At 70.1% G+C, this 18,653-nt stretch carries 12 protein-coding genes and 1 pseudogene; 4 read left to right on the top strand and 9 right to left on the bottom strand.

Going from position 1 to position 18,653, the window contains the following annotated elements:
• Nucleotides 1-96: 96 nt before the first annotated feature.
• The 4 genes from K3769_RS27625 to K3769_RS27610 form a co-directional block, all read right to left on the bottom strand.
• The gene (locus K3769_RS27625; RefSeq protein WP_267028979.1) at nucleotides 97-1,299 is read right to left on the bottom strand and encodes a restriction endonuclease subunit S domain-containing protein; all 1,203 of its coding nucleotides are present in this window, start codon (nucleotides 1,297-1,299) and stop codon (nucleotides 97-99) included.
• A complete protein-coding gene (locus K3769_RS27620; RefSeq protein ID WP_267028978.1) occupies nucleotides 1,289-3,895 on the bottom strand; it encodes a type I restriction-modification system subunit M in 2,607 nt (868 codons plus the stop codon). The genes K3769_RS27625 and K3769_RS27620 overlap by 11 nt, the downstream gene beginning before the upstream one ends.
• A gap of 125 nt (nucleotides 3,896-4,020) precedes the next feature.
• Nucleotides 4,021-4,698: an RloB family protein gene (locus K3769_RS27615; RefSeq protein WP_267028977.1), complete on the bottom strand. Its 678-nt coding sequence runs from the start codon at nucleotides 4,696-4,698 to the stop codon at nucleotides 4,021-4,023.
• Nucleotides 4,698-5,951: an AAA family ATPase gene (locus K3769_RS27610; protein ID WP_267028976.1), complete on the bottom strand. Its 1,254-nt coding sequence runs from the start codon at nucleotides 5,949-5,951 to the stop codon at nucleotides 4,698-4,700. Before K3769_RS27610 ends, K3769_RS27615 begins: the two co-directional genes overlap by 1 nt.
• Before the next feature lie 323 nt (nucleotides 5,952-6,274).
• Between K3769_RS27610 and K3769_RS27605 the strand changes: the two genes are divergently transcribed.
• The 3 genes from K3769_RS27605 (at nucleotide 6,275) to K3769_RS27595 (ending at nucleotide 11,175) form a co-directional block, all read left to right on the top strand.
• Nucleotides 6,275-8,485 carry an ArnT family glycosyltransferase gene (locus K3769_RS27605; protein WP_267028975.1) on the top strand — a complete coding sequence of 737 codons (2,211 nt, stop codon included), beginning with the start codon at nucleotides 6,275-6,277 and terminating at the stop codon, nucleotides 8,483-8,485.
• A 248-nt stretch (nucleotides 8,486-8,733) separates the two neighbouring features.
• Nucleotides 8,734-9,537 carry an endonuclease I family protein gene (locus tag K3769_RS27600; protein WP_267028974.1) on the top strand — a complete coding sequence of 268 codons (804 nt, stop codon included), beginning with the start codon at nucleotides 8,734-8,736 and terminating at the stop codon, nucleotides 9,535-9,537.
• Between the two features lie 210 nt (nucleotides 9,538-9,747).
• Complete coding sequence (locus tag K3769_RS27595; protein WP_267028973.1) at nucleotides 9,748-11,175, top strand: FG-GAP and VCBS repeat-containing protein; 1,428 nt, start codon at nucleotides 9,748-9,750, stop codon at nucleotides 11,173-11,175.
• A 63-nt stretch (nucleotides 11,176-11,238) separates the two neighbouring features.
• Here the strand turns inward: K3769_RS27595 and K3769_RS27590 are convergent, their stop codons facing one another.
• Genes K3769_RS27590 through K3769_RS27580 form a run of 3 tightly spaced genes read right to left on the bottom strand, consistent with a single transcriptional unit; the run spans nucleotide 11,239 to nucleotide 15,361 of the window.
• Nucleotides 11,239-12,927 (bottom strand): thiamine pyrophosphate-binding protein, encoded by a 1,689-nt coding sequence (locus tag K3769_RS27590; protein WP_267028972.1) that lies wholly within the window; start codon nucleotides 12,925-12,927, stop codon nucleotides 11,239-11,241.
• Nucleotides 12,924-13,892 carry an agmatinase gene (gene speB / locus K3769_RS27585; RefSeq protein ID WP_267028971.1) on the bottom strand — a complete coding sequence of 323 codons (969 nt, stop codon included), beginning with the start codon at nucleotides 13,890-13,892 and terminating at the stop codon, nucleotides 12,924-12,926. The genes K3769_RS27590 and speB overlap by 4 nt, the downstream gene beginning before the upstream one ends.
• On the bottom strand, nucleotides 13,889-15,361 hold the full coding sequence (locus K3769_RS27580) for a sodium:solute symporter family protein (protein WP_267028970.1): 1,473 nt from the start codon (nucleotides 15,359-15,361) through the stop codon (nucleotides 13,889-13,891). The genes speB and K3769_RS27580 overlap by 4 nt, the downstream gene beginning before the upstream one ends.
• A gap of 111 nt (nucleotides 15,362-15,472) precedes the next feature.
• On the opposite strand from K3769_RS27580, the pseudogene K3769_RS27575 reads away from it, so the two are divergent.
• Nucleotides 15,473-17,037, top strand: a pseudogene (locus tag K3769_RS27575) (PucR family transcriptional regulator).
• Nucleotides 17,038-17,061: 24 nt separating this feature from the next.
• Here the strand turns inward: K3769_RS27575 and K3769_RS27570 are convergent.
• Together K3769_RS27570 and K3769_RS27565 are read right to left on the bottom strand one after the other, a co-directional pair.
• Nucleotides 17,062-18,024 (bottom strand): hypothetical protein, encoded by a 963-nt coding sequence (locus K3769_RS27570; protein ID WP_267028969.1) that lies wholly within the window; start codon nucleotides 18,022-18,024, stop codon nucleotides 17,062-17,064.
• A 151-nt stretch (nucleotides 18,025-18,175) separates the two neighbouring features.
• The gene (locus tag K3769_RS27565; RefSeq protein WP_267028968.1) at nucleotides 18,176-18,613 is read right to left on the bottom strand and encodes a hypothetical protein; all 438 of its coding nucleotides are present in this window, start codon (nucleotides 18,611-18,613) and stop codon (nucleotides 18,176-18,178) included.
• Nucleotides 18,614-18,653: the final 40 nt, after the last annotated feature.

Raw genomic sequence — 18,653 nt, 5'->3', positions numbered from 1 at the left:
CGAAGTTGAGGCGTGAGCCCCTGGTCGGTGCCGACGGCGCCTGTCTGCGGGATCGGTCTTGCGGAAAAGAGCTAGCAAGCCAACGCGGGCCGATATTCAGACGCTGACGCGGCGATCCAACAACCCATCCATGATCCCCTGCTTGAGTTTCCTGAGCTTGACCAGCTCACCATTCTCAAATCGCTGCTGCCCTCTGACCGCTGCAAGTCGATCTAGAAACTCCAACTGTTCAGCAATATGAAGTTTCGGGAACGGGCAACTACGCACATCACTGCCATTGATACTGGCTTGCGAAATTGCGCTCTTAGCGCGTGCACGGAAGTGCGCCTTCGCCGTTCTCCCTCCCAGCCACGTTTCAACAAAAGCAGGAACAGCTCGATCGGCACGCAACTTGCACCGCATCATATTCGACTCAAAAACCGTCGATTCCAGCACCTCGCCTACAGCAGTTGACTTTCCAACCAGTTCCGGGGTGTTCACCCGGTTGATCAGAACGTCACCGGTGACAAGCTTATAGCGCTCGACCTCCTCGTTGGCCACCGCAACACGGAGGAGGTTCCGGGTAAAATCCGATGGGCCACCTCTAAAGCTGTCAATACGAACGATCGGTGTCCCCTCAAGCCCATAGGAGGATCCAGGCTTGTAGATCCCGTTCTGTGGACCAAAATCAAGGACATCATTTAGCGTTCCGCACTCCAGGTCCGCGAGTTCCGCCATCACACCACCACTGAATGCTTCCAGCTTCGCGATCGACGCCTCGATGGCACGCTCCTGCGCCGACACGGTTTCGATCACGTCGACGATCCGCCGCTGCCCGGCAAGCGAGTGCACAGGAACCGGCATGGCTTTCAGCTGTGACGAGCTGATCGAAGCCAGATTCGTTGTCTGCTTAGCAACACGCAAGAAGAAAGATTTCCCCTCACCGGAAGCCATGTAAAGCGATAGAAACTCGGGCAAGAGTTTCGCCCGATCGCACCGCACCTTGAAAATGTGATTTTGATGCAGGCAAGGATCGATCCGACCGTCCCAAACAGCGCCCCGGCCAAGCTTGTCGAGATCCCCGCCCTCAGTCAGCAGAACGTCTCCGCGCATCAGACGAAATCGCCTAACCGCACTCGCGGGCACCCCAACTGTCTTGACGTCGTGCGTATCGATGTATCCGTCTTGGACATTCGCTACGCGCAAATAAGGCAACTCGACAGCACCGCCTGGAGCACCTCCGCCAAGGGCTACACCACCCGTGATCTCAGCAAGGGCCTCAAGAGGCAGGAAACGAGTGCCACTCACGTCAGCCGACATAGCCAAGCTCCTTCAGAAACCCGTCCAGCGTCTCCGCCGCCTTCTCCCGCCCAGCCCGGATCTCCCTCAACGACACCGCGTACTTCGACTCCCACACCCCGTACGTATCCGCCAATTCCCGACGCCGACGCACCACATGACCATCCAGCTTCCCGACCAGGTCGTCTCGCAGCAGGTCCAGCACGACCCGCCGCTCCCCCTCCGGGCTCAACGCGGCCCGAGCCCGGAACAACCGCGGCTCCTCCTCCCCCAACCGGGACTGCCCCGCCGAAGCAGCAGCCCGCTCGAACCAGAAGTCCCCCTCAAGCCGCTTGATCAGCGCCCCTACCTTCGTGCGGTCCTTCTTCACCTGGGCGATTTCCGCCAGTTGCTCCACGCTCAGGGTCACGGCCTCCCGTGTGACAGCGTCCTCGTCACGTTCGTCGCCCTCACCGTCCTCCGAAGCATCCGGCTCCGCGTTCAGCTCCTTCCACCGCGCGTCCAGCTCCGCCTTCCGCGCGTCCGCCGCCGCCAGCTCCTCCAGGAAGTCGGGCGCGATGGCCGCGACCACCTTGTGGTCGTACGCCTGCCGCCGCTCCGCCGCCGTCCGCTTCTTCAGCTTCCGCGTCTTCGGGTCCTGCTCGGGCGCGAGCATCGTCTCGACGTTCTCGACCCAGCCGTCCACAACCCCCGCGAACCCGTTCTCCGACAGCGCGAGCAGGTCGTACTTGGCCTCGTACCACCAGCCGGCCACCGCTCCCGCCAGCGCGTACCGGTCCAGCAGGCCGACCCCTCGCAGTTGCTCCACGAACGACTCCATCAGCGAGCCGCGCACCGCCATCAGCGCGGCCTTGCGCTCCGAGGGCGTCAGGTCCGCCAACCGCTCCGGCGTAGCCGCAACCGCCTCCAACTGTCGCGCCTCAGCGGCCCACCACTTGTCGAACGCCGTCCGCAACGCGTCCTCGCGCGGGCGGGCCAGCTCCCCCAGCCGCGCCGCGTCCGGCCTCTGCCCCTCCGGCAGGAAGTCCACGTACTTCTCGTCGGCCGGGTCCCGCTCCGCGAACAGGTCGGTCAGCACCAGCTCGTACGAGTCGAGCAGTTCCTTCTTCGCCTCGATCTCCGCACGCGGCATGCCTCCCACCAGGTGCGCCCGCACGTCCTGCGGCTCCGGCGGCGGTGTGTTGTCCACGTAGCGGCGGATGTTGAGGTTGTCGTCGTTGTCCCGCAGTTCTTCGCGGCTGACGACACGCGAGAAGGCGGGCACCTCCGCGTACTCATGGAACGCCGACGTGATCTTCTCGGCGTGCTCCGGCAGCAGCACGTTCTGCGCCCGCTCCGCATGGAACTCGCGGTCCGCGTTGACGAACAGCACCTTGCCCGCCCGCGCCGAGTCCTTCATGCCCGGCGGACGCAGCACCAGGATGCAGGCCGGGATGCCGGTGCCGTAGAAGATGTTCGGCGCGAGGCCGATGACCGCCTCGACGGCGTCCTCGTCGAGCAGCTTCGTACGGATCGCCTGCTCGCCGCCTCCGCGGAACAGCACACCGTGCGGCATGACGGTGATGACCATGCCGCCGCGGCCTTCGCGCTTCGTCTCCCACAGCATGTGCTGGAGAAACATCAGGTCGGCCTTGCCGCGTTCGCTGGTCACCCCGTAGGTCGTGCGCTGCGCGCCGTGCGCCAGATCGTCGAGCACGTAGTCCATGGAGAACGGCGGGTTGCTGAGCACGCCGTCGAAGCGGTCAGCGTCCGACCTCGGCACATGTGCCGGTTCGGCGAGCGTGTCGCCGGTGTGCAGGTCGAAGCGGCGCACTCCGTGCAGGACCATGTTCATCGTCGACATGATCCAGGAGCCGCTGTTCGCGTCCTGGCCGGCGAAGAACATGTCCGACGTGTCGCCGCCGTGCTCCTCCACGTACTCCTTGGCGTGGATGAGCATGCCGCCCGAGCCGACGCACGGGTCGTAGATCCGCATCCCCTGGCGGGGGCCCAGCAACTCGACCATCATGCGGACCACCGCGCGCGGGGTGTAGAACTCACCGCCCTTGCGGCCGGCCGAGTCCGCGAACTCCTTGATCAGGTACTCGTACGCGGCACCGATCAGGTCGGGGAACTCGAAGTCGTCCGTACGGAGCCGGATGCGCCCGAAGTGCGCGATGAGCAGCTTCAGCCGTTGGTCGGCGAGTCTGGCCGCGCCCGCAGCCGCTCCGGAGCCCCCGATGCGGTTGAAGTCGAGGTGGTCGAAGAGACCTCGGAGCTTGGCGTTCTGTCCCTCCAGCGCCTGCAGCGCCGGACGCAACCGGTCCTCGGTGATGTTGTGGGTGGCCGAGGAGATCCACTTCCAGCGGGCGTTCTTCGGTACGAAGAGCACGTCACGCTCGCTGTACTCGGACTCCTGCTCAAGGAAACCGGACAGCATCTCGTCGGTCAGGCCCAGTTCACTGCTCGCGTACTGCCTGATCTCCTCCCGCGCCGCTTCGAACTCGTCGTTGGCCCGCTTCAGGAAGAGCAGCCCGAAGATGTAGTCCTTGTACTCGGAGGCATCCATCGTCCCCCGGAGGATGTCCGCTGCGGCGAACAGATGCCGCTCCAACTGCGCGAGCGTGAGCTTGGCCACGTACGACTCCCTACGACCTGACGAGTGACGTAGGAACCCTATGGCCGCCGCGGCCCCCGCCGAAATCCGCTTGTCGGGTGTCGGCCGGGATGCACGTCCGCCGGACGCACAACGGCCGGAAGCGGTCAGTACGAGGCGATCCCGAGCCCCTGCTCCACGAATTCGTGCACGTCGGTGTACGGGTCCCGGTTGACGAGAGCCACATGGTCACCGTGCTGTGCGTTCATCTGGAGAGCGCGTTTCCTGGCGTCCAGATAGCCTCCGGAGACCTGGTGCGGCAGCACCAGCTTGATGTTCGACGCGTCCTTCGGAGTCTTCGCGAAGGGCAGTCTCACCGTCACCTGGCCGCACACCCCTGCGAACGTTCCGGTGACCGACTTGTGGTGCAGCAGCCGCCAGACCTCGAAGCAGGGATGGGAGAAAGCGACCCTGACGTCACCCTCCCGTGCCTGCTTCAACGCGGTCTCGATGCCCTCGTGCTCGTCCCGGTCGAAGACGCACCAGACCTGCGGCAGGTACTTCTTCTCCAGCCCGCTGCGCTTCGCCTGCCGCTGCTCGTCCCGCATCAGCCGGACAGCCGCCTCGACCAGCTTGAGCGGCTTGCGCTGCGAGCCGGGGGCGGAGGCGTTCGCGATGCGCACCTCCACGGTCATCGCGGGATCCGCCGGGACGCCGTGCTGTTTGACGATCTCGATGTACGAGGGTTCCGTGACCAGCCCCTCGGTGAAGACATGGACGACCCTCTTGCGCCGCCCGCGACGCTGCGTCGGACCCAGCGAGTCCTTCCCCCTCGTCCTCGCCATCAGCCCTGTTCCACCTCGTCCTCGGCGTACTCACCGGCGGCCAGCAGCCGTCGGGCGATCTGCCCCTCCATGAGTGACGGGACCGCGCCGAAGGCCCCGGCGAGATACGACTTCATCAGGTCCTCGCCCTCGCCCGGGGACGCCGCGGTCAGCGGGTAGAGATCCGTCGCCCCGTCCTTGCCCTTCTCCGCCAGCCACACCTGAGCGGGCTCCAGCAGTCGCCCACCGCTCGGCGTGGTCAGCACTGACGGGTCGTGCGAGGTGAATACCAGCTGCGCGCCGTTGGGGTTGGCGTAGGGGTCGTGGAAGAGCCGGACGACTTCGGCGGCGAACCGCGGATGCAGGCTCGCGTCCAGCTCGTCGACCAGCAGCACCGCGCCCTCGTCCAGGGCCAGGAGCAACGGGCCGAGCAGAGCGAACCAGGAGCGGGTGCCGAGTGACTCGGCCTGCCAGTCGAAGGCGACCTCGCCCGTCATCGAACGGTGGACCAGCTTCACCGTCGACCGGCCCTTGCCCTCATCGACGAGTTCGGTGCCTGTGATGCCGAGGTCGGCCACCCGCAACAGCTCCTCGATGCGGCGGGCCCTGGCTCCGGAAAGTTCCTGTCTGGTGAACGCCTCACGCTGCGCCCGCGCGTCCTCCGGGTTGATCAGCCACAGGTTGCGGCGGAACCAGTGGAAGAGAGGGGACAGCTGCGGGTGGTTGTCCGTCCCCGCGGTGGAGAGCAGAAGCGCGTTCGGGCGAGTGCGCCGCACGAGCTGCGCCCGGTCCTTGACCCGGGCTCCCGGCCATTCGTACACCTCTGCCCGGGAAGCGTCGCGGTCGAGCCACACCTGCCGGTGACCACGCGGATAACTGTGCAGCCATTCGGCTTCGACCTGGGTCCCACCGAGTTCGAACCCGTACGTCCAGCGCACGCCGTCCATGACGAGATCGACCTCGAAAAAGCTCGGCTCGCTCTGCCCTTTCGGGTCGAGTGCGAAGACAGAGCGCGGAATGCCGTCGTACGAAGCCCAGCGGGCGTAGGAGTTGAGGACAGCGGTACGCATGTCGACCATCGCGGCCAGCACATTCGACTTGCCCGACGCGTTGGCGCCGAAAATGCCGATCAGGGGAAGCACGTCCACCGACCGGCCGCCCGCCAGCTCTGCTGGACGGGCTGCCCCGCTCGTCCCGTCCTCGGACCCGACGAAGGACAGCTCCTGTTCATCACGCAGCGACCGTACGTTCGCGACACGGAACCTCAGTAGCACGCTGTCCTCCTCTCCGGGCTCAGGGTAGCCGCCGGGTCCGACAGTGGCCCGGCCGGGGACGGCTGTGGCCTCGGGAAACATATCGTCCACCGGAGGCAACGGACGGCCGAACGAGTGATCCGCACGTGTCGGTACACCGGCACGGCATCGGCCTCAGCGCCGGGCGCGACCCCGTCGAAACTCCGCGGGGCGCCCCGTTCTTCGGCGAGGCCGTCGTGCACCTCTCGCATGCATACGCGACCGCGGGTCACCCGCCAGGCGCTCACAGGTGAGGCCCAGGTTCAGCACAGCCCCCGCCAAAACCGGCCGCGCACGATGACCTCGTGACATCTGCCACCGATCCGTACCCCCACGCCCCCGAGGCCGTCGCCTCCACGCCGTCCGACGAGCCGGTCGCGCGGCCCGACAAGGCGCCCCGCTGGTCGCTGCCCGTGCTCGGCGCGATCCTCGTCCTGGCCGGGGTCCTGTACTCCTGGAACCTCTCCTCCTCCAGCCTGAACAGCTTCTACAGTGCCGCCGTGTTCAGCGGTACGCAGAGCTGGAAGGCGTGGTTCTTCGGCTCGCTGGACGCCGGGAACTTCCTGACCGTGGACAAGCCGCCCTTCGTCCTGATGGTGATGGGCCTGTCCTGCCGCGTCTTCGGGTACGGCACCTGGCAGATGATGCTGCCGCTGGTCGCCGCCGCCCTCGGCACGATCTGGATCGTGCACGCGTCCGTCAAGCGGATCTGGGGCCACGGCGCAGCCGCCGTCGCCGCGCTCGTCCTCGCGCTCACCCCGATCACCGTCGCCATCAACCGCGACAACAACCCCGACACCCTGCTGGTCCTCCTGATGGTCGGGGGCGCGGCCCTGGCCCTGCGCGCCGTGCGCGACGGCAGGCTGCTGCCGCTCGTCGGCGCGGCCGTGTGCTTCGGGTTCGCCTTCAACACCAAGATGCTCCAGGGCTACATCGCCCTGCCCGCCGTCTTCGCCGTCTACCTGTACGCGGCGAAGGGCGGCTGGATCCGGCGCGTACGCAACCTCGCCGTCGCGGCGGTCGCACTGGCGGTCTCCAGCTTCTGGTGGGCCGCCGCCGTGTCGCTCGTGCCCGCCTCCTCGCGCCCGTACATCGGCGGCTCCACGGACGGCACCGCCTGGGACCTGATCATGGGCTACAACGGCCTCGGCCGCGTCCTCGGCGGCGACGGCAACCGCGGAGGCGGGGGTGGCGGCGGCGGTGGCGGTTTTGCCGGGACCGCCGGGATCGGGCGGATGTTCAACGACGTGCTGGGCGGCCAGATCTCCTGGCTCCTCCCCTTCTCCGCGATCGCCCTCGTCGGCGGCCTCGTCCTGCGCGGACGCGCCCCCCGTACGGACCTCACGCGCGCCGCGCTGATCCTGTGGGGCGGCTGGACCGTGCTGCACTACCTCACCTTCAGCCTCGCCGAAGGCACCATGCACCCGTACTACACGACCGCCCTCGCGCCCGGCATCGCGGCGCTGTGCGGAGGCGGCGGCGCGATGCTCCTGCGTGCCTTCCGTACCGGTGACGCCAAGCGCTGGTCCTGGGTGCTGCCCTTGGCGTTCGCCGCCACCGGCGTCTGGGCCGTCGTCCTGCTGCGGCGCGCCTCCGGCTGGAACACCTGGCTGTGGCCAGCCGTCGCGGTGGTGATGGTCCTGGCGATCGTGGGCCTGTTCCTCTTCCGGTCCGGGCGCCGGGCGCGCTTCCTCACCGGCGCCGTGGCCGCCGCCGTCGTCGCCTCCCTCGCCGGGCCCGCGGCCTACGCCGCCTCGGTACCCGCGAGTTCGGGCGGGGGTATGAGCGGTACGAATCCGACGGCGGGCCCCACCACGGGCGGCGGCATGGGCGGCCCCGGGGGCGACGGAGGCCGGGGCGGCTTCCCCGGCGGCGGTGGCGGCCAGGCCCCCGGCGGTCAGCAGGACGGTCAGCGGCAGGGCGGTCAGCGACAAGACAGCGGGCAGGCCGGCGGCGAGGCCCCCGACGCCAACGCCGACGGCCAGATGGGCACGCCCCCCGGCGGAGCCCCCACCGGAGCCCCCAGCGGCACCCCGCCCACCGGCGCGGGTGGCGGCATGGGCGGCGGAATCGGCGGCATGGGCGGTGGCGCCGACACCGCCATGACCTCCTATCTGGAGAAGCACCGCGACGGCGCCAAGTGGCTGGTCGCCGTCTCGAGTTCGCAGAGCGCGGCCCAAATGATCGTCAGCACCAAGCAGCCCGTCATCTCCATGTGGGGCTGGTCCGGCAGCGACAAGGCCATGACCCTCGCCAAGCTGAAGGAACTCGTGAAGAAGGGCGAGCTGCACTACATCGTGCTCGGCGGCGGGGGCATGGGCGGAGGCGGCGGCCCGGGCGGCGACTCCGACAGCGTCAGCTCCGAGGTGACCACCTGGGTGCAGAAGCACGCGACAGCGGTGAAGGCGAGCGAGTACGGCACCGACTCCTCGGCCGACTCCAGCGGTTCCGCCGACTCCCAGGGCACCCAGAGCACCCAGTCCCTCTACCGCCTCGACGCAAAGGACGTCAACTAGGGCCTCCCCTGACCCAATTGGGGAAAACCCTCCCCCTCCGCAGCCCCCGGACCGGAATCGGCCGGGGGTTGCGTCGTATGCGAGAACGTCACACGAACGACTCCTCCTCGTTACGCAACTGACCTCATGTCCATGCCACTCTCCCGATTGAACGACCTGTCAACACGCGTAGAACGCGGGACCGTTGCCACCCACGACTCCGGGCCCCGCGCCCCCGCGCGTGCCGTTCTCGGGAAAGGGCACCCCCCATGTCCGTAACGCACGCAGGCAAGTGGAAGGCGCTGGCAGCCGGCGTTTCCGCCCTCCTCGTCGGCCTCACCCTCCCGACGGTCGCCGCGACCCCCGCCGCGGCCACCACCACCGCGTACGACGACACGTACTACGCGAACGCGATCGGCAAGACCGGCACGGCCCTCAAGGGCTCGCTGCACACGATCATCAAGAGCCAGACGAAGATCTCGTACTCCGCCGTCTGGGAGGCGCTCAAGGTCACCGACCAGGACCCGAACAACAGCGGCAACGTGGTCCTGCTCTACTCCGGCATCTCCCGCAGCAAGTCGCTCAACGGCGGTGACGTCGGTGACTGGAACCGCGAGCACACCTGGGCCCAGTCCCACGGCGACTTCGGCACCTCGGCCGGCCCCGGCACGGACCTGCACCACCTGCGGCCCGAGGACGTCCAGGTCAACAGCATCCGCGGCAACAAGGACTTCGACAACGGCGGCAGCAGCTTCACCAACAGCGGCGGCAGCCTCACCGACTCGAACTCCTTCGAGCCGCGCGACGCCGTCAAGGGCGACGTCGCCCGGATGATCCTGTACATGGCCGTCCGCTACGAGGGCGACGACTCCTGGCCCGACCTGGAGCCCAACGACGCCGTCACCAACGGCAGCGTCCGGTACCACGGCCGCCTCTCGGTGCTGAAGCAGTGGAACGACGAGGACCCGCCCAGCGCCTCCGAGACCCGCCGCAACGAACTGATCTACAGCACCTACCAGCACAACCGGAACCCGTTCATCGACCACCCGGAGTGGGTGGAGGCGATCTGGTAGACCGACGGTGAACGGCGCTGAACTCCCGGTGACGAACAGGGAGTTCAGCGCCCCATCCGTCCCCCCGCCCGTCTCCCCATCCGTCTCCTCGGTTACAAAGCCATGACATCGGGGTGCACAACCGGAGGCGCCCGGATCGAGTCGAACTGAGTGAACGTGGCAATCCGCACGCAGAAGCGGAACCCGAACGACTCGAAAGGCTCCCGTTCTATGTCCCGAGCACACGGCAGGACCCGTACGCGCCTCACCGCACCCCTGGCAGCCGCGGTACTGCTCGCCGGAGGGTTCGGCGCGATGGCCCTCACCGGAGCCTCGGCCCAGGCCGCCACCACCGCCGCAGGCTCAGCGGACGCGCAGGACGACTTCAACGGTGACGGCTACGCCGACCTGGTCGTCGGCGCCCCGGACGGCACGATCTCGAGCAAGGCCAAGGCCGGTTACGTGGCCGTCACCTACGGGTCCGCCGACGGCGTCTCCGTCGACAACAAGAAGCTCATCAGCCGCTCCACCAGCGGCGTTCCCGGCTCCGCCACCGCGAGCCAGCGCTTCGGGTCCTTCTTCAGCAAGGGCGACCTCGACGGCGACGGTTACAGCGACCTCGTGATCGCGGGCGGCAAGGCCGGCTCCGTCATCCTGTGGGGCTCCGCCTCCGGGCTCACCGGCGGCACGGCGATAGCCGGGTACGCGGCCCCCACCACCGGTGACTTCGACGGTGACGGCAAGACGGACCTCGCCCTGTTCACCCACCAGGACGTCCAGGGCGACGACCCCGAGGAGGCCACCGGCACCGTGTGGAAGGGCCCCGTCTCGCGGGCCGGCACGCCCGCCTCCACCCTGCCCCTCCTGAAGTCCGGCGAGTCGGTCAGCGGCCCCGTCCGCTCCACCGTGGCCGGCGACGTCAACGGTGACGGCAAGGACGACATCGTTGCCTACCACTACGAGGGCGACGGCGTCTGGGGCAACCGCCTGCTCCTCGGCGGCGGCAGCGCGGGCTTCAAGGGCGCCTGGGTCCCCGGTGCGGCGGCGGGCAACAAGATGGGCACCGGCATCGGTGACGTGAACAACGACGGCTTCGACGACGTCGTGGTCGGCAACGACTGGGGCGGCGGCAACGTCAAGGTCGCCCTCGGTTCGGCCGCCGGCCTGTCCGAGGACCGCGTCCAGACCTTCAACCAGGACTCGCCCGGCTTCCCCGGTGCCGAGGAGGAAGAGGACGAGATCGGCGGGTCGGTCTCGGTCGGCGACGTCAACGGTGACGGCTTCGCCGACATCGCGCTCGGCATCCCGGGCGAGGACGTCGGCGAGATCTACGACACCGGCTCGGTCGCCCTGGTCCCCGGTAGCGCCGCCGGTGCCACGGGTGCCGGAACGCAGGTCTTCCACCAGGACACCGCCGGAGTTCCCGGAGCCGCCGAGAACAGCGACGAGTTCGGTGTGAGCACCGCCCTCCTCGACCTCGACGGCGACGGCCACCGCGACCTCGCGGCCGGCTCCACCGCCGAGAACGAGCAGAACGGCGCGGTCTGGATCCTGAACGGCACGGCGAGCGGCCTCACCGCCACCTCGTCCATCGCGTTCGGCGCCAGCAAGCTCGGCGCCCCCGCCACGGCCGCCCACTTCGGCGCGTACCTGCGCTGAGCGATCGGTCCGAGAAGCGGGTGTGGGGCGGCCGGGCGCCGCCCCACACCCATATCCAGTTGTTCAGTCCAGGTGCGTCGGTGCGAACATCCGCAACAGGGCCGGCAGCACGACCACCGAGGGGCCGGGCGTGCCGAGGGCCTTGGCGAGGTCGGCGGCGAGGGTGTCCGGGGTGGTCCGTACGCCCGGGACGCCGAAGGACTCCGCGAGCGCCACATAGTCCGGGCGGGTCAGTTCCGTGGCGGTGGACCGGCCGAAGGCGTCCGTCATGTACTCGCGCAGGATGCCGTAACCGCCGTCGTCGACGATCAGCCAGGTCACGTCGAGGTCGTGCTGCCTGGCGGTGGCGAGTTCGGCGATGGAGTAGAGCGCGCCGCCGTCGCCGGAGACCGCGAGGACCGGGTGGGTGGGGTCGGCGACCGCGCCGCCGATCGCCGCCGGGAAGGCGTAGCCGAGGCCGCCCGCGCCCTGGGCGGAGTGCATGGTGTTGGGGCGCCGGGCGTCGAAGGCGGACCAGGCCCAGTAGGCGAGGATCGTCATGTCCCAGAAACTGGCCGACCGGTCGGGCAGGGCCTCCCGCACCGCGGCCAGCACCTGCTGCTCCAGGGTGAGCTCCTGGGCGTCGATCCGCTCGCGGACGAGGTCGAGCACGGTCCGTACGCGGTCGGCGGCCGTCGCGTCCTGCCGCTTCTCCGTGATGGTTTCGAGGAGCGCCGACAGGGCGAGGCGGGCGTCCGCGTGGATGCCGAGAGCGGGGTGGTTGGACTCCAGTTTCCCGAGGTCGGCCTCGATCTGGATCACCCGGCCGCGCGGCTTGAACGTGTAGTAGTTCGAGGAGAGTTCGCCCAGCCCCGAACCGACCACGAGGACGACGTCGGCGTCCTCCAGGAAGTCCGTGGTGTGCCGGTCCTCCAGCCAGGACCGCAGCGAGAGCGGATGGTTCCAGGGGAAGGCGCCCTTGCCGCCGAAGGTGGTGACGACGGGCGCGTTCAGCCGCTCGGCGAGCTGCCGCAGCTTGCCCGACGCGTCGGCGCGTACGACTCCGCCGCCCGCGATGATCACCGGCCGGGCCGCGTTCGCGAGCAGGTCGGCGGCCACGGCGGTCAGTTCGGGGCGCGGCGGAAGATCGTGGGGCGCGGCGTCCACGGCGGTGACGGCGGGCAGCGCGGTCTCGGCGAGCAGCACGTCCTGCGGGATCTCCACCCAGACTGGCCCGTGCGGGGCGGTGAGCGCCGACTCCCATGCCTCGGCGATCGCGGAGGGGATCTGCGACTGCGTACGGACCGTGTGGACGGACTTCACCACGCCCCTGAACGAGGCCTGCTGGTCGGGGAGTTCGTGGAGGTAGCCGTGCCGGCCGCCGCCGAGCCCCGCGCCCGGGATCTGGCTGCTGATCGCGAGGACGGGGGCGCTGGCGGCTGCCGCCTCCTGGAGCGCGGCCAGCGAGGTCAGCGCGCCGGGCCCGGTCGACAGGAGCAACGGGGCGGCCTCGCCGGTGATCCGGCCGTACGCGTCCGCCGCGAACCCGGCGTTGTTCTCGACCCGCAGCCCGATGTACGTGAGGTCGGAGCGGCGCAGCGCGTCGAACATGCCGAGCGCGTGCTGGCCGGGCAGCCCGAAGACGGTGGTCGCGCCGAGACCGGTGAGGGTCTCCACGACCAGGTCTCCGCCGTTGCGGCCGGGCGGCGGGTCGAGCGCGGCCTCCGTCTGCTCCGGGGTCGGGCGGAGCACCAGGTCGTGGTCGTGGGTCACTGCGCTCGGGCCTCTGCAATCTGGCGGGACATGATGGTCGTGAGCTCGTACGCCGTGTGGGAGGCGGCGACGGAGGTGATCTCGGCGTGATCGTACGCGGGGGCGACCTCGACGACGTCCGCGGAGACCAGGTGGCAGGAGGCGAGTCCGCGCAGGATCTCCAGGAGTTCGCGGGAGGTCATGCCGCCCGCCTCCGGCGTCCCCGTGCCGGGCGCGTGGGCCGGGTCGAGGCAGTCGATGTCGATGGAGATGTAGAGCGGACGGTCGCCGATGCGCTGCCGCAGCTGGTCGGCGACCTCGTCGGCGCCGCGCCGGTAGATGTCGGCGGAGGTGACGATGCCGAAGCCCAGCTTCTCGTCGTCGGTGAGGTCCTGCCTGCCGTACAGCGGCCCGCGCGTACCCACGTGGGAGAGCGCCTCGGTGTCGAGGATGCCCTCCTCGACGGCCCGCCGGAACGGGGTGCCGTGCGTGTACTCGGCGCCGAAGTACGTGTCCCAGGTGTCGAGGTGCGCGTCGAAGTGCAGCAGCGCGACCGGGCCGTGCTTGCGGGCCACCGCGCGCAGCAGGGGCAGCGCGATGGTGTGGTCGCCGCCGAGGGTCATCAGCCGGGCGCCGGTGCCGAGGAGTTCGTCGGCGGCGCCCTCGATGGTCTCCACGGCCTCGTTGATGTCGAACGGGTTCGCGGCGATGTCACCGGCGTCCGCGACCTGCGCGAGGGCGAACGGCGAGGCGTCCTGCGCCGGGTTGTAGGGCCGCAGCAGCCGGCTCGCCTCGCGGATCGCGTTCCCGCCGAAGCGGGCCCCGGGCCGGTACGAGACACCCGCGTCGAACGGCACGCCGACCACGGCGACATCGGTGGTGCCGACCTCGTCGAGGCGGGGCAGCCGGGCGAAGGTCGCCGGGCCCGCGTACCGGGGTATGCGGGACGAGTCGACGGGCCCGCGGGGCGTCTCGTTGCTGTTCATCGGGTGACACTCTCTTTCTCGAATGCGGAGGCGGGTTCGGAGCCGCGGCCCGCGAGGCGTTCGCGCCAGGCGGCGAGCACGGCCGCGTCGGTGGCGGGCGTGCGGAGCGAGACGATCACGTAGACCGCGAGGGAGGAGAGGAGGCCGTAGTAGACGGGCTCGTTGGCGAGGATCCCGTACGTGGCCATCAGGCCGACGACCGCGAGACCGCCGACCGCGACGGCGGCGAGGGCGCCCTGGGCCGTCCCGCGCTTCCAGAGGAGCCCGCCGAGGATGGGCACGAGGAGACCGCCGACGAGGAGGTTGTAGGCGACGGTCAGGGCCTCGACGACGTTGTTGAGCGCGATGGCCGTACCGATCACGGCGAGGCCCATGACGAGGATGAAGGCGCGGTTGCCCCTGACCTCGTCGTGCTCGCCGGTGTCGCCGTCGCGCCGGACGACTCCGCGCAGCCGCGACCAGATGTCGTTGTTGGCGACGGTCGCACAGGCGATGAGGGCTCCGGAGGACGTGGACATCACGGCCGCGAGGGCGGCGGCGAGGACCAGCCCCCGTACACCTACCGGCAGTTCGTCCTTGACGATGGTCGCGAAGGCGTCGTCCGGGCTGGCCAGCTTCGGGTAGAGGACCTTGGCCGCCGTGCCGATGACGGCGCCGGCGAGCGCGTACACCAGGCAGTAGGTGCCCGCGACGGTGCCGCCCCACTTGGCCGTCCTGTCACTGCCGGCGGTGAAGACGCGCTGCCAGATGTCCTGCCCGATCAGCATGCCGAAGGTGTAGATGAGCACGTACGTGAAGATCGTCTCGCCGCCGATGCCCAGCGGGTCGAAGTAGCCGGTGGGCAGCGAGGCCTTCATCTCGCTGAACCCGCCGGCCTTGACGGCGGCGATGGGCAGCAGCAGAAGCAGCACGCCGATGGTCTTCACGACGAACTGGACCATGTCGGTGAGGGTGATCGACCACATGCCGCCGAGCGTCGAGTACGCGACGACGATCGAGCCGCCGAGGATGATCGCGACCGTCCGGTTCATGTCGAAGAGGACGTCGAAGATGGTGGCGTACGCGATGGTCGACGTCACCGCGAGCATGAGGGTGTACGCCCACATGACCAGGCCCGAGATCACGCCGGCCCGGCCGCCGTAGCGCAGGTCGAGCATCTCGGAGACGGTGTAGACCTTCAGCCGGGCGATGCGCGCCGAGAAGAAGAGGGACAGGGCGAGGAGCCCGAGGCCGATGGTGACGACCATCCAGGCCCCGGAGAGCCCGTACTGGTAACCGAGGCCGACGCCGCCGATGGTGGACGCGCCGCCGAGGACGATGGCGGCCATCGTGCCGGAGTACATCGTGGGACCGAGGCGCCGTCCGGCGACCAGGAAGTCGCTCTTGGACTTGGCGCGGCGCATGCCCCACCAGCCCATGGCCAGCATCCCGGCGAGATAGACGACGATCACTGTGTAGTCGACGGCCATGGGGCCCTCCTCGCTCTCTCGGTGGCCACCCTGACGTTAGGTGGCCGGAAAGCGGCACTGAAGTGTACGTTTCATCCACCCTCACCGGATCCGATGGAGGAAACGTCCATCATGTCGGACGCCGCAGTCCCTGCCTCCCCAGCCTCCCCCTCCATCCCTGCCGTCCCGCCGACCCCGCCCGTCCCCCTCGCCGCCCTGCTGGCCCGGGAGGATCTCGGGCTGCGGCAGATCGCGGGCCCGGTCGAGCCGGCCACGGTGATCCACTGGGCGCACACCTCGGAGATGGCGGACCCGTACCCGTACCTGCTCGGCGGTGAGCTGCTGCTGACGGCCGGGGTGCACATTCCGGAGGCGGCGGGTTCGGATGGGGGCACCCCCGGTCGAGCGAAGCCGGGACCGGGGGAGTACTTCGACGCCTACGTGTCCCGGATCGTCGAGGCGGGCGGCGCGGCGCTCGGCTTCGGGGTGGCGCCGGTGCACGACACGGTGCCGCGGGCCCTGGTCGAGGCCTGCGACCACTACGGGCTGCCGCTCGTGGAGGTGCCGCCCCGGACGACGTTCTCGGGCGTGGCGCGGGCGGTCTGGCAGCTCATGGCCGAGGCCCGGCACACGGAGCTGCGCCGTGTCACGGAGGCCCAGCGGAGCCTGGCCGCCGCGGCGGCCCGCCCCGACCCGGTCCCTTCGGTCCTGCGGCAGCTCGCCCAGCGGGTGGGGGGCCGCGCCACGCTGTACGCACCGGACGGCGGGGAGGTGGCCTCGGCGGGGCGGTGGCCGGGGGCACAGGAGCGGGTGGGGGCGGCGCTGGCCGGACTGGCGGCGGTGGTGCGGCCCGCCACCGACGGCGGCTCCGGCAAACCGGCTCCGTCCTCCGCCAGTGACACGGTGGCCGGTGCGCATCTCGCCGCGTACGCCCTCGGCACCGGCCAGGGCTTCGTCCTGGGCCTGGCCGCCGCCCGCCGCGAGCCGGGCGACCACACGATCGCCTCCGTCGGCGCGGTCCTCCTGTCCCTCCTCACCGGCGAGCACCGAGCAGCACGGGCGCGGCCCGCTCCTCCGCACTCGTCCGCCTGCTGCTGGGGGCCTCGCCGGAAGAGGTCGCGCCGCTGCTGGCCGCGGGCGAGCGGTGGATCGTCGTGCACGCGCGGCCGGAGACCGCCGCCGCGCCGGACGCCGTCGCCGCGTCGGCACTGGGGGCGGCGCTGGGCTCGCCGCTGGTCGACGTGGCGGGCGGCGCCGTACGCGTCCTCGTCCCCGCCGGCCACCGCGCACTCGTCGCCCAGCCCGGGTGGACGTGCGGGGCGAGCGCGGCCGTCGTCCCGGGCGAGTGGCGGACCGGCGACACCCAGGCGGCGCGCGCCCTGGCCCGGGCCGTGGCCACCCGCGCGGGGCTGGTCCGCCACGGTGACCGGCCGGGGCTGGCCGGGCTCGTCCCGCCGGCCGAGGCCGCCGCACACGCCCGTACCGTCCTCGCGCCCGTCGCCGGGAACCCCGCCCTCGTGGAGACCTTGCGGATGTGGCTCTCCCTGCACGGCAGTTGGGACCGTACGGCGGTGGCGCTCTCGGTCCACCGCAACACGGTCCGGCAGCGGATCGCGCGCTGCGCGGCACTCCTGGAAACGGACCTGGACGACCCGGACGTCCGCATGAACCTCTGGTTCGCCCTGCGCGCGGAGTGACGTAAGGGGGCCGCGGGGCCGCTCCTACCGCTCTCCGGAGTCCTCCAGGACGCGCCGGGCGGCCGTGTCCTCGCGGTGCCGCAGGGTCCGCCACTCGGAGGCGGGTTCCTTGTTGTCGTCCAGCCAGCGCTGCTGCGTGACGGCGAGCCGCGCGTAGGCCTTTACCAGGTAGCCGGTGCGTTCCTTGCATGCCACGTCGGCCCGTGCCGTGGGGTCGGTGGCGGGATCGGCGGTGACCGGCAGGTCGGCAGCGAGCCGGCGGGGGTCCTTCGCGGTGACTCCGGCGCGACCCATACACGTCTTCCAGCGGCTGGTCGCGGCACGGAAGGCCGGGTCCTTCTCCAGTTCCGCCAAGGCGTCCCGCTCGCCCTGGTCAAGGCGCATCCGGAGTGCGAGGTCCCGGACCCGCCCGTCCTCGCCGAGCAGCCTGGCCTGGGACTCGGCGAGGCAGCCGGTGGCGGGCCGGCTCACGCGGAGCACCTTGTTGCGGGCGGAGATCTTGCGTTTCGGATCGCCGTAGAGCGCGCGGTCGAACCCTTTGCCGCGCGGCCGTTCCGCCGGCGCCGGCTGCGACTCGGGGGTCAAGGCGTCCCCGGGCGCACCGAGGCTCTCGAACCCGAACAGGGCCGGGCTGGTCCCGGACGTCCCGGAGGCCCCGGAGCCACCGGAGCCACCGGAGGCCTCGGGGGCCGCGGGCGCGGGGGTGTAGCGGAATCCGCGGGCGCTCATACAGGCAGCCACCAGCAGTTGTTCCGCCTCGTGGACCCGGCGGGAGGTCTCGGTGGTTCTGCGGAGCAGGGCGGAGAGCGGCAGCCCGTTGCGCAGGGCGGTGAGCACGGCCTGCCGGGCGGCGGGCTTCGCGGCGGTGCCGGTGTCGGCGGCAGGGGCGGCGGAACGGTCGTTCAGTGCCCACGCCGCCGTCAGAGCGAGCACGAGCGACGCGAGCGCCAGCACGGCGATGCCCGCACTCCGGCGCGGTCTGGCCATCAGCAAGGCGGACCTTCTCTCCGGGATTCGTGACCGTGACCGGGAGGCGGCACTGTGCACACCGCCCCCCGGCGCGTGGCGCTTGGCACTTGGCGTGTGGCGCTTGACGCGTGGCGCTGGGCACTTGGCGCTAGGTGCTTGGCGCGACCGGTCAGTAGCAGCTGACGCTGGTCGTGCCGCGCAGGCGGAGGGAGCTCGCCCTGTTCTGGAGGCTGCTCGGCAGGTAGTCGACGGAGGAGCCGGGGTTCACGCAGAACAGGAAGCCCTCCCAGTCGCTGCCGATCCCGGTGTAGTAGTGGCTCTCGTACCCGCCGGTGCTGGAGTTGCTGGCGGAGTCGACGTTGTTGTGCACGGTCTGGTTGCCGCCGTTGCGACCGGTGAGCTGGTTGAAGGTGTCGTTCCGGAAGTCGGTGTCCGTGTCGAAGTAGGAGTGGCGGGCGGAGTCGTTGATGCCCAGGTAGAACACGCAGTGGTTGCCACTGGCGCAGTTGGGGCCGGCCGAGGCCGGGCTCGCTCCCATCAGGAGCCCCGCGGACGCGGCCATGACGGCCAGACCGGCGACAGCGGTCGATCTCTTCCGTAAGCGCATGAGTTTCTCCCTTGTCGGCTTGATGTCAGGTTCTGCTCAA

It is taken from the genome of Streptomyces ortus (assembly GCF_026341275.1).
GTDB classification, from domain to species: Bacteria; Actinomycetota; Actinomycetes; order Streptomycetales; family Streptomycetaceae; genus Streptomyces; species Streptomyces ortus.
This window is presented reverse-complemented; position numbering and strand designations above follow the sequence as displayed.

Excerpts from the sequence above, each read along its gene's own strand:
- K3769_RS27625 (WP_267028979.1), bottom strand. The coding sequence starts at position 1,299 with ATGTCGGCTGACGTGAGTGGCACTCGTTTCCTGCCTCTTGAGGCCCTT.
- K3769_RS27615 (WP_267028977.1), bottom strand. The coding sequence starts at position 4,698 with ATGGCGAGGACGAGGGGGAAGGACTCGCTGGGTCCGACGCAGCGTCGC.
- K3769_RS27600 (WP_267028974.1), top strand. The coding sequence starts at position 8,734 with ATGTCCGTAACGCACGCAGGCAAGTGGAAGGCGCTGGCAGCCGGCGTT.
- K3769_RS27595 (WP_267028973.1), top strand. The coding sequence starts at position 9,748 with ATGTCCCGAGCACACGGCAGGACCCGTACGCGCCTCACCGCACCCCTG.
- speB (WP_267028971.1), bottom strand. The coding sequence starts at position 13,892 with ATGAACAGCAACGAGACGCCCCGCGGGCCCGTCGACTCGTCCCGCATA.
- K3769_RS27580 (WP_267028970.1), bottom strand. The coding sequence starts at position 15,361 with ATGGCCGTCGACTACACAGTGATCGTCGTCTATCTCGCCGGGATGCTG.
- K3769_RS27570 (WP_267028969.1), bottom strand. The coding sequence starts at position 18,024 with ATGGCCAGACCGCGCCGGAGTGCGGGCATCGCCGTGCTGGCGCTCGCG.
- K3769_RS27565 (WP_267028968.1), bottom strand. The coding sequence starts at position 18,613 with ATGCGCTTACGGAAGAGATCGACCGCTGTCGCCGGTCTGGCCGTCATG.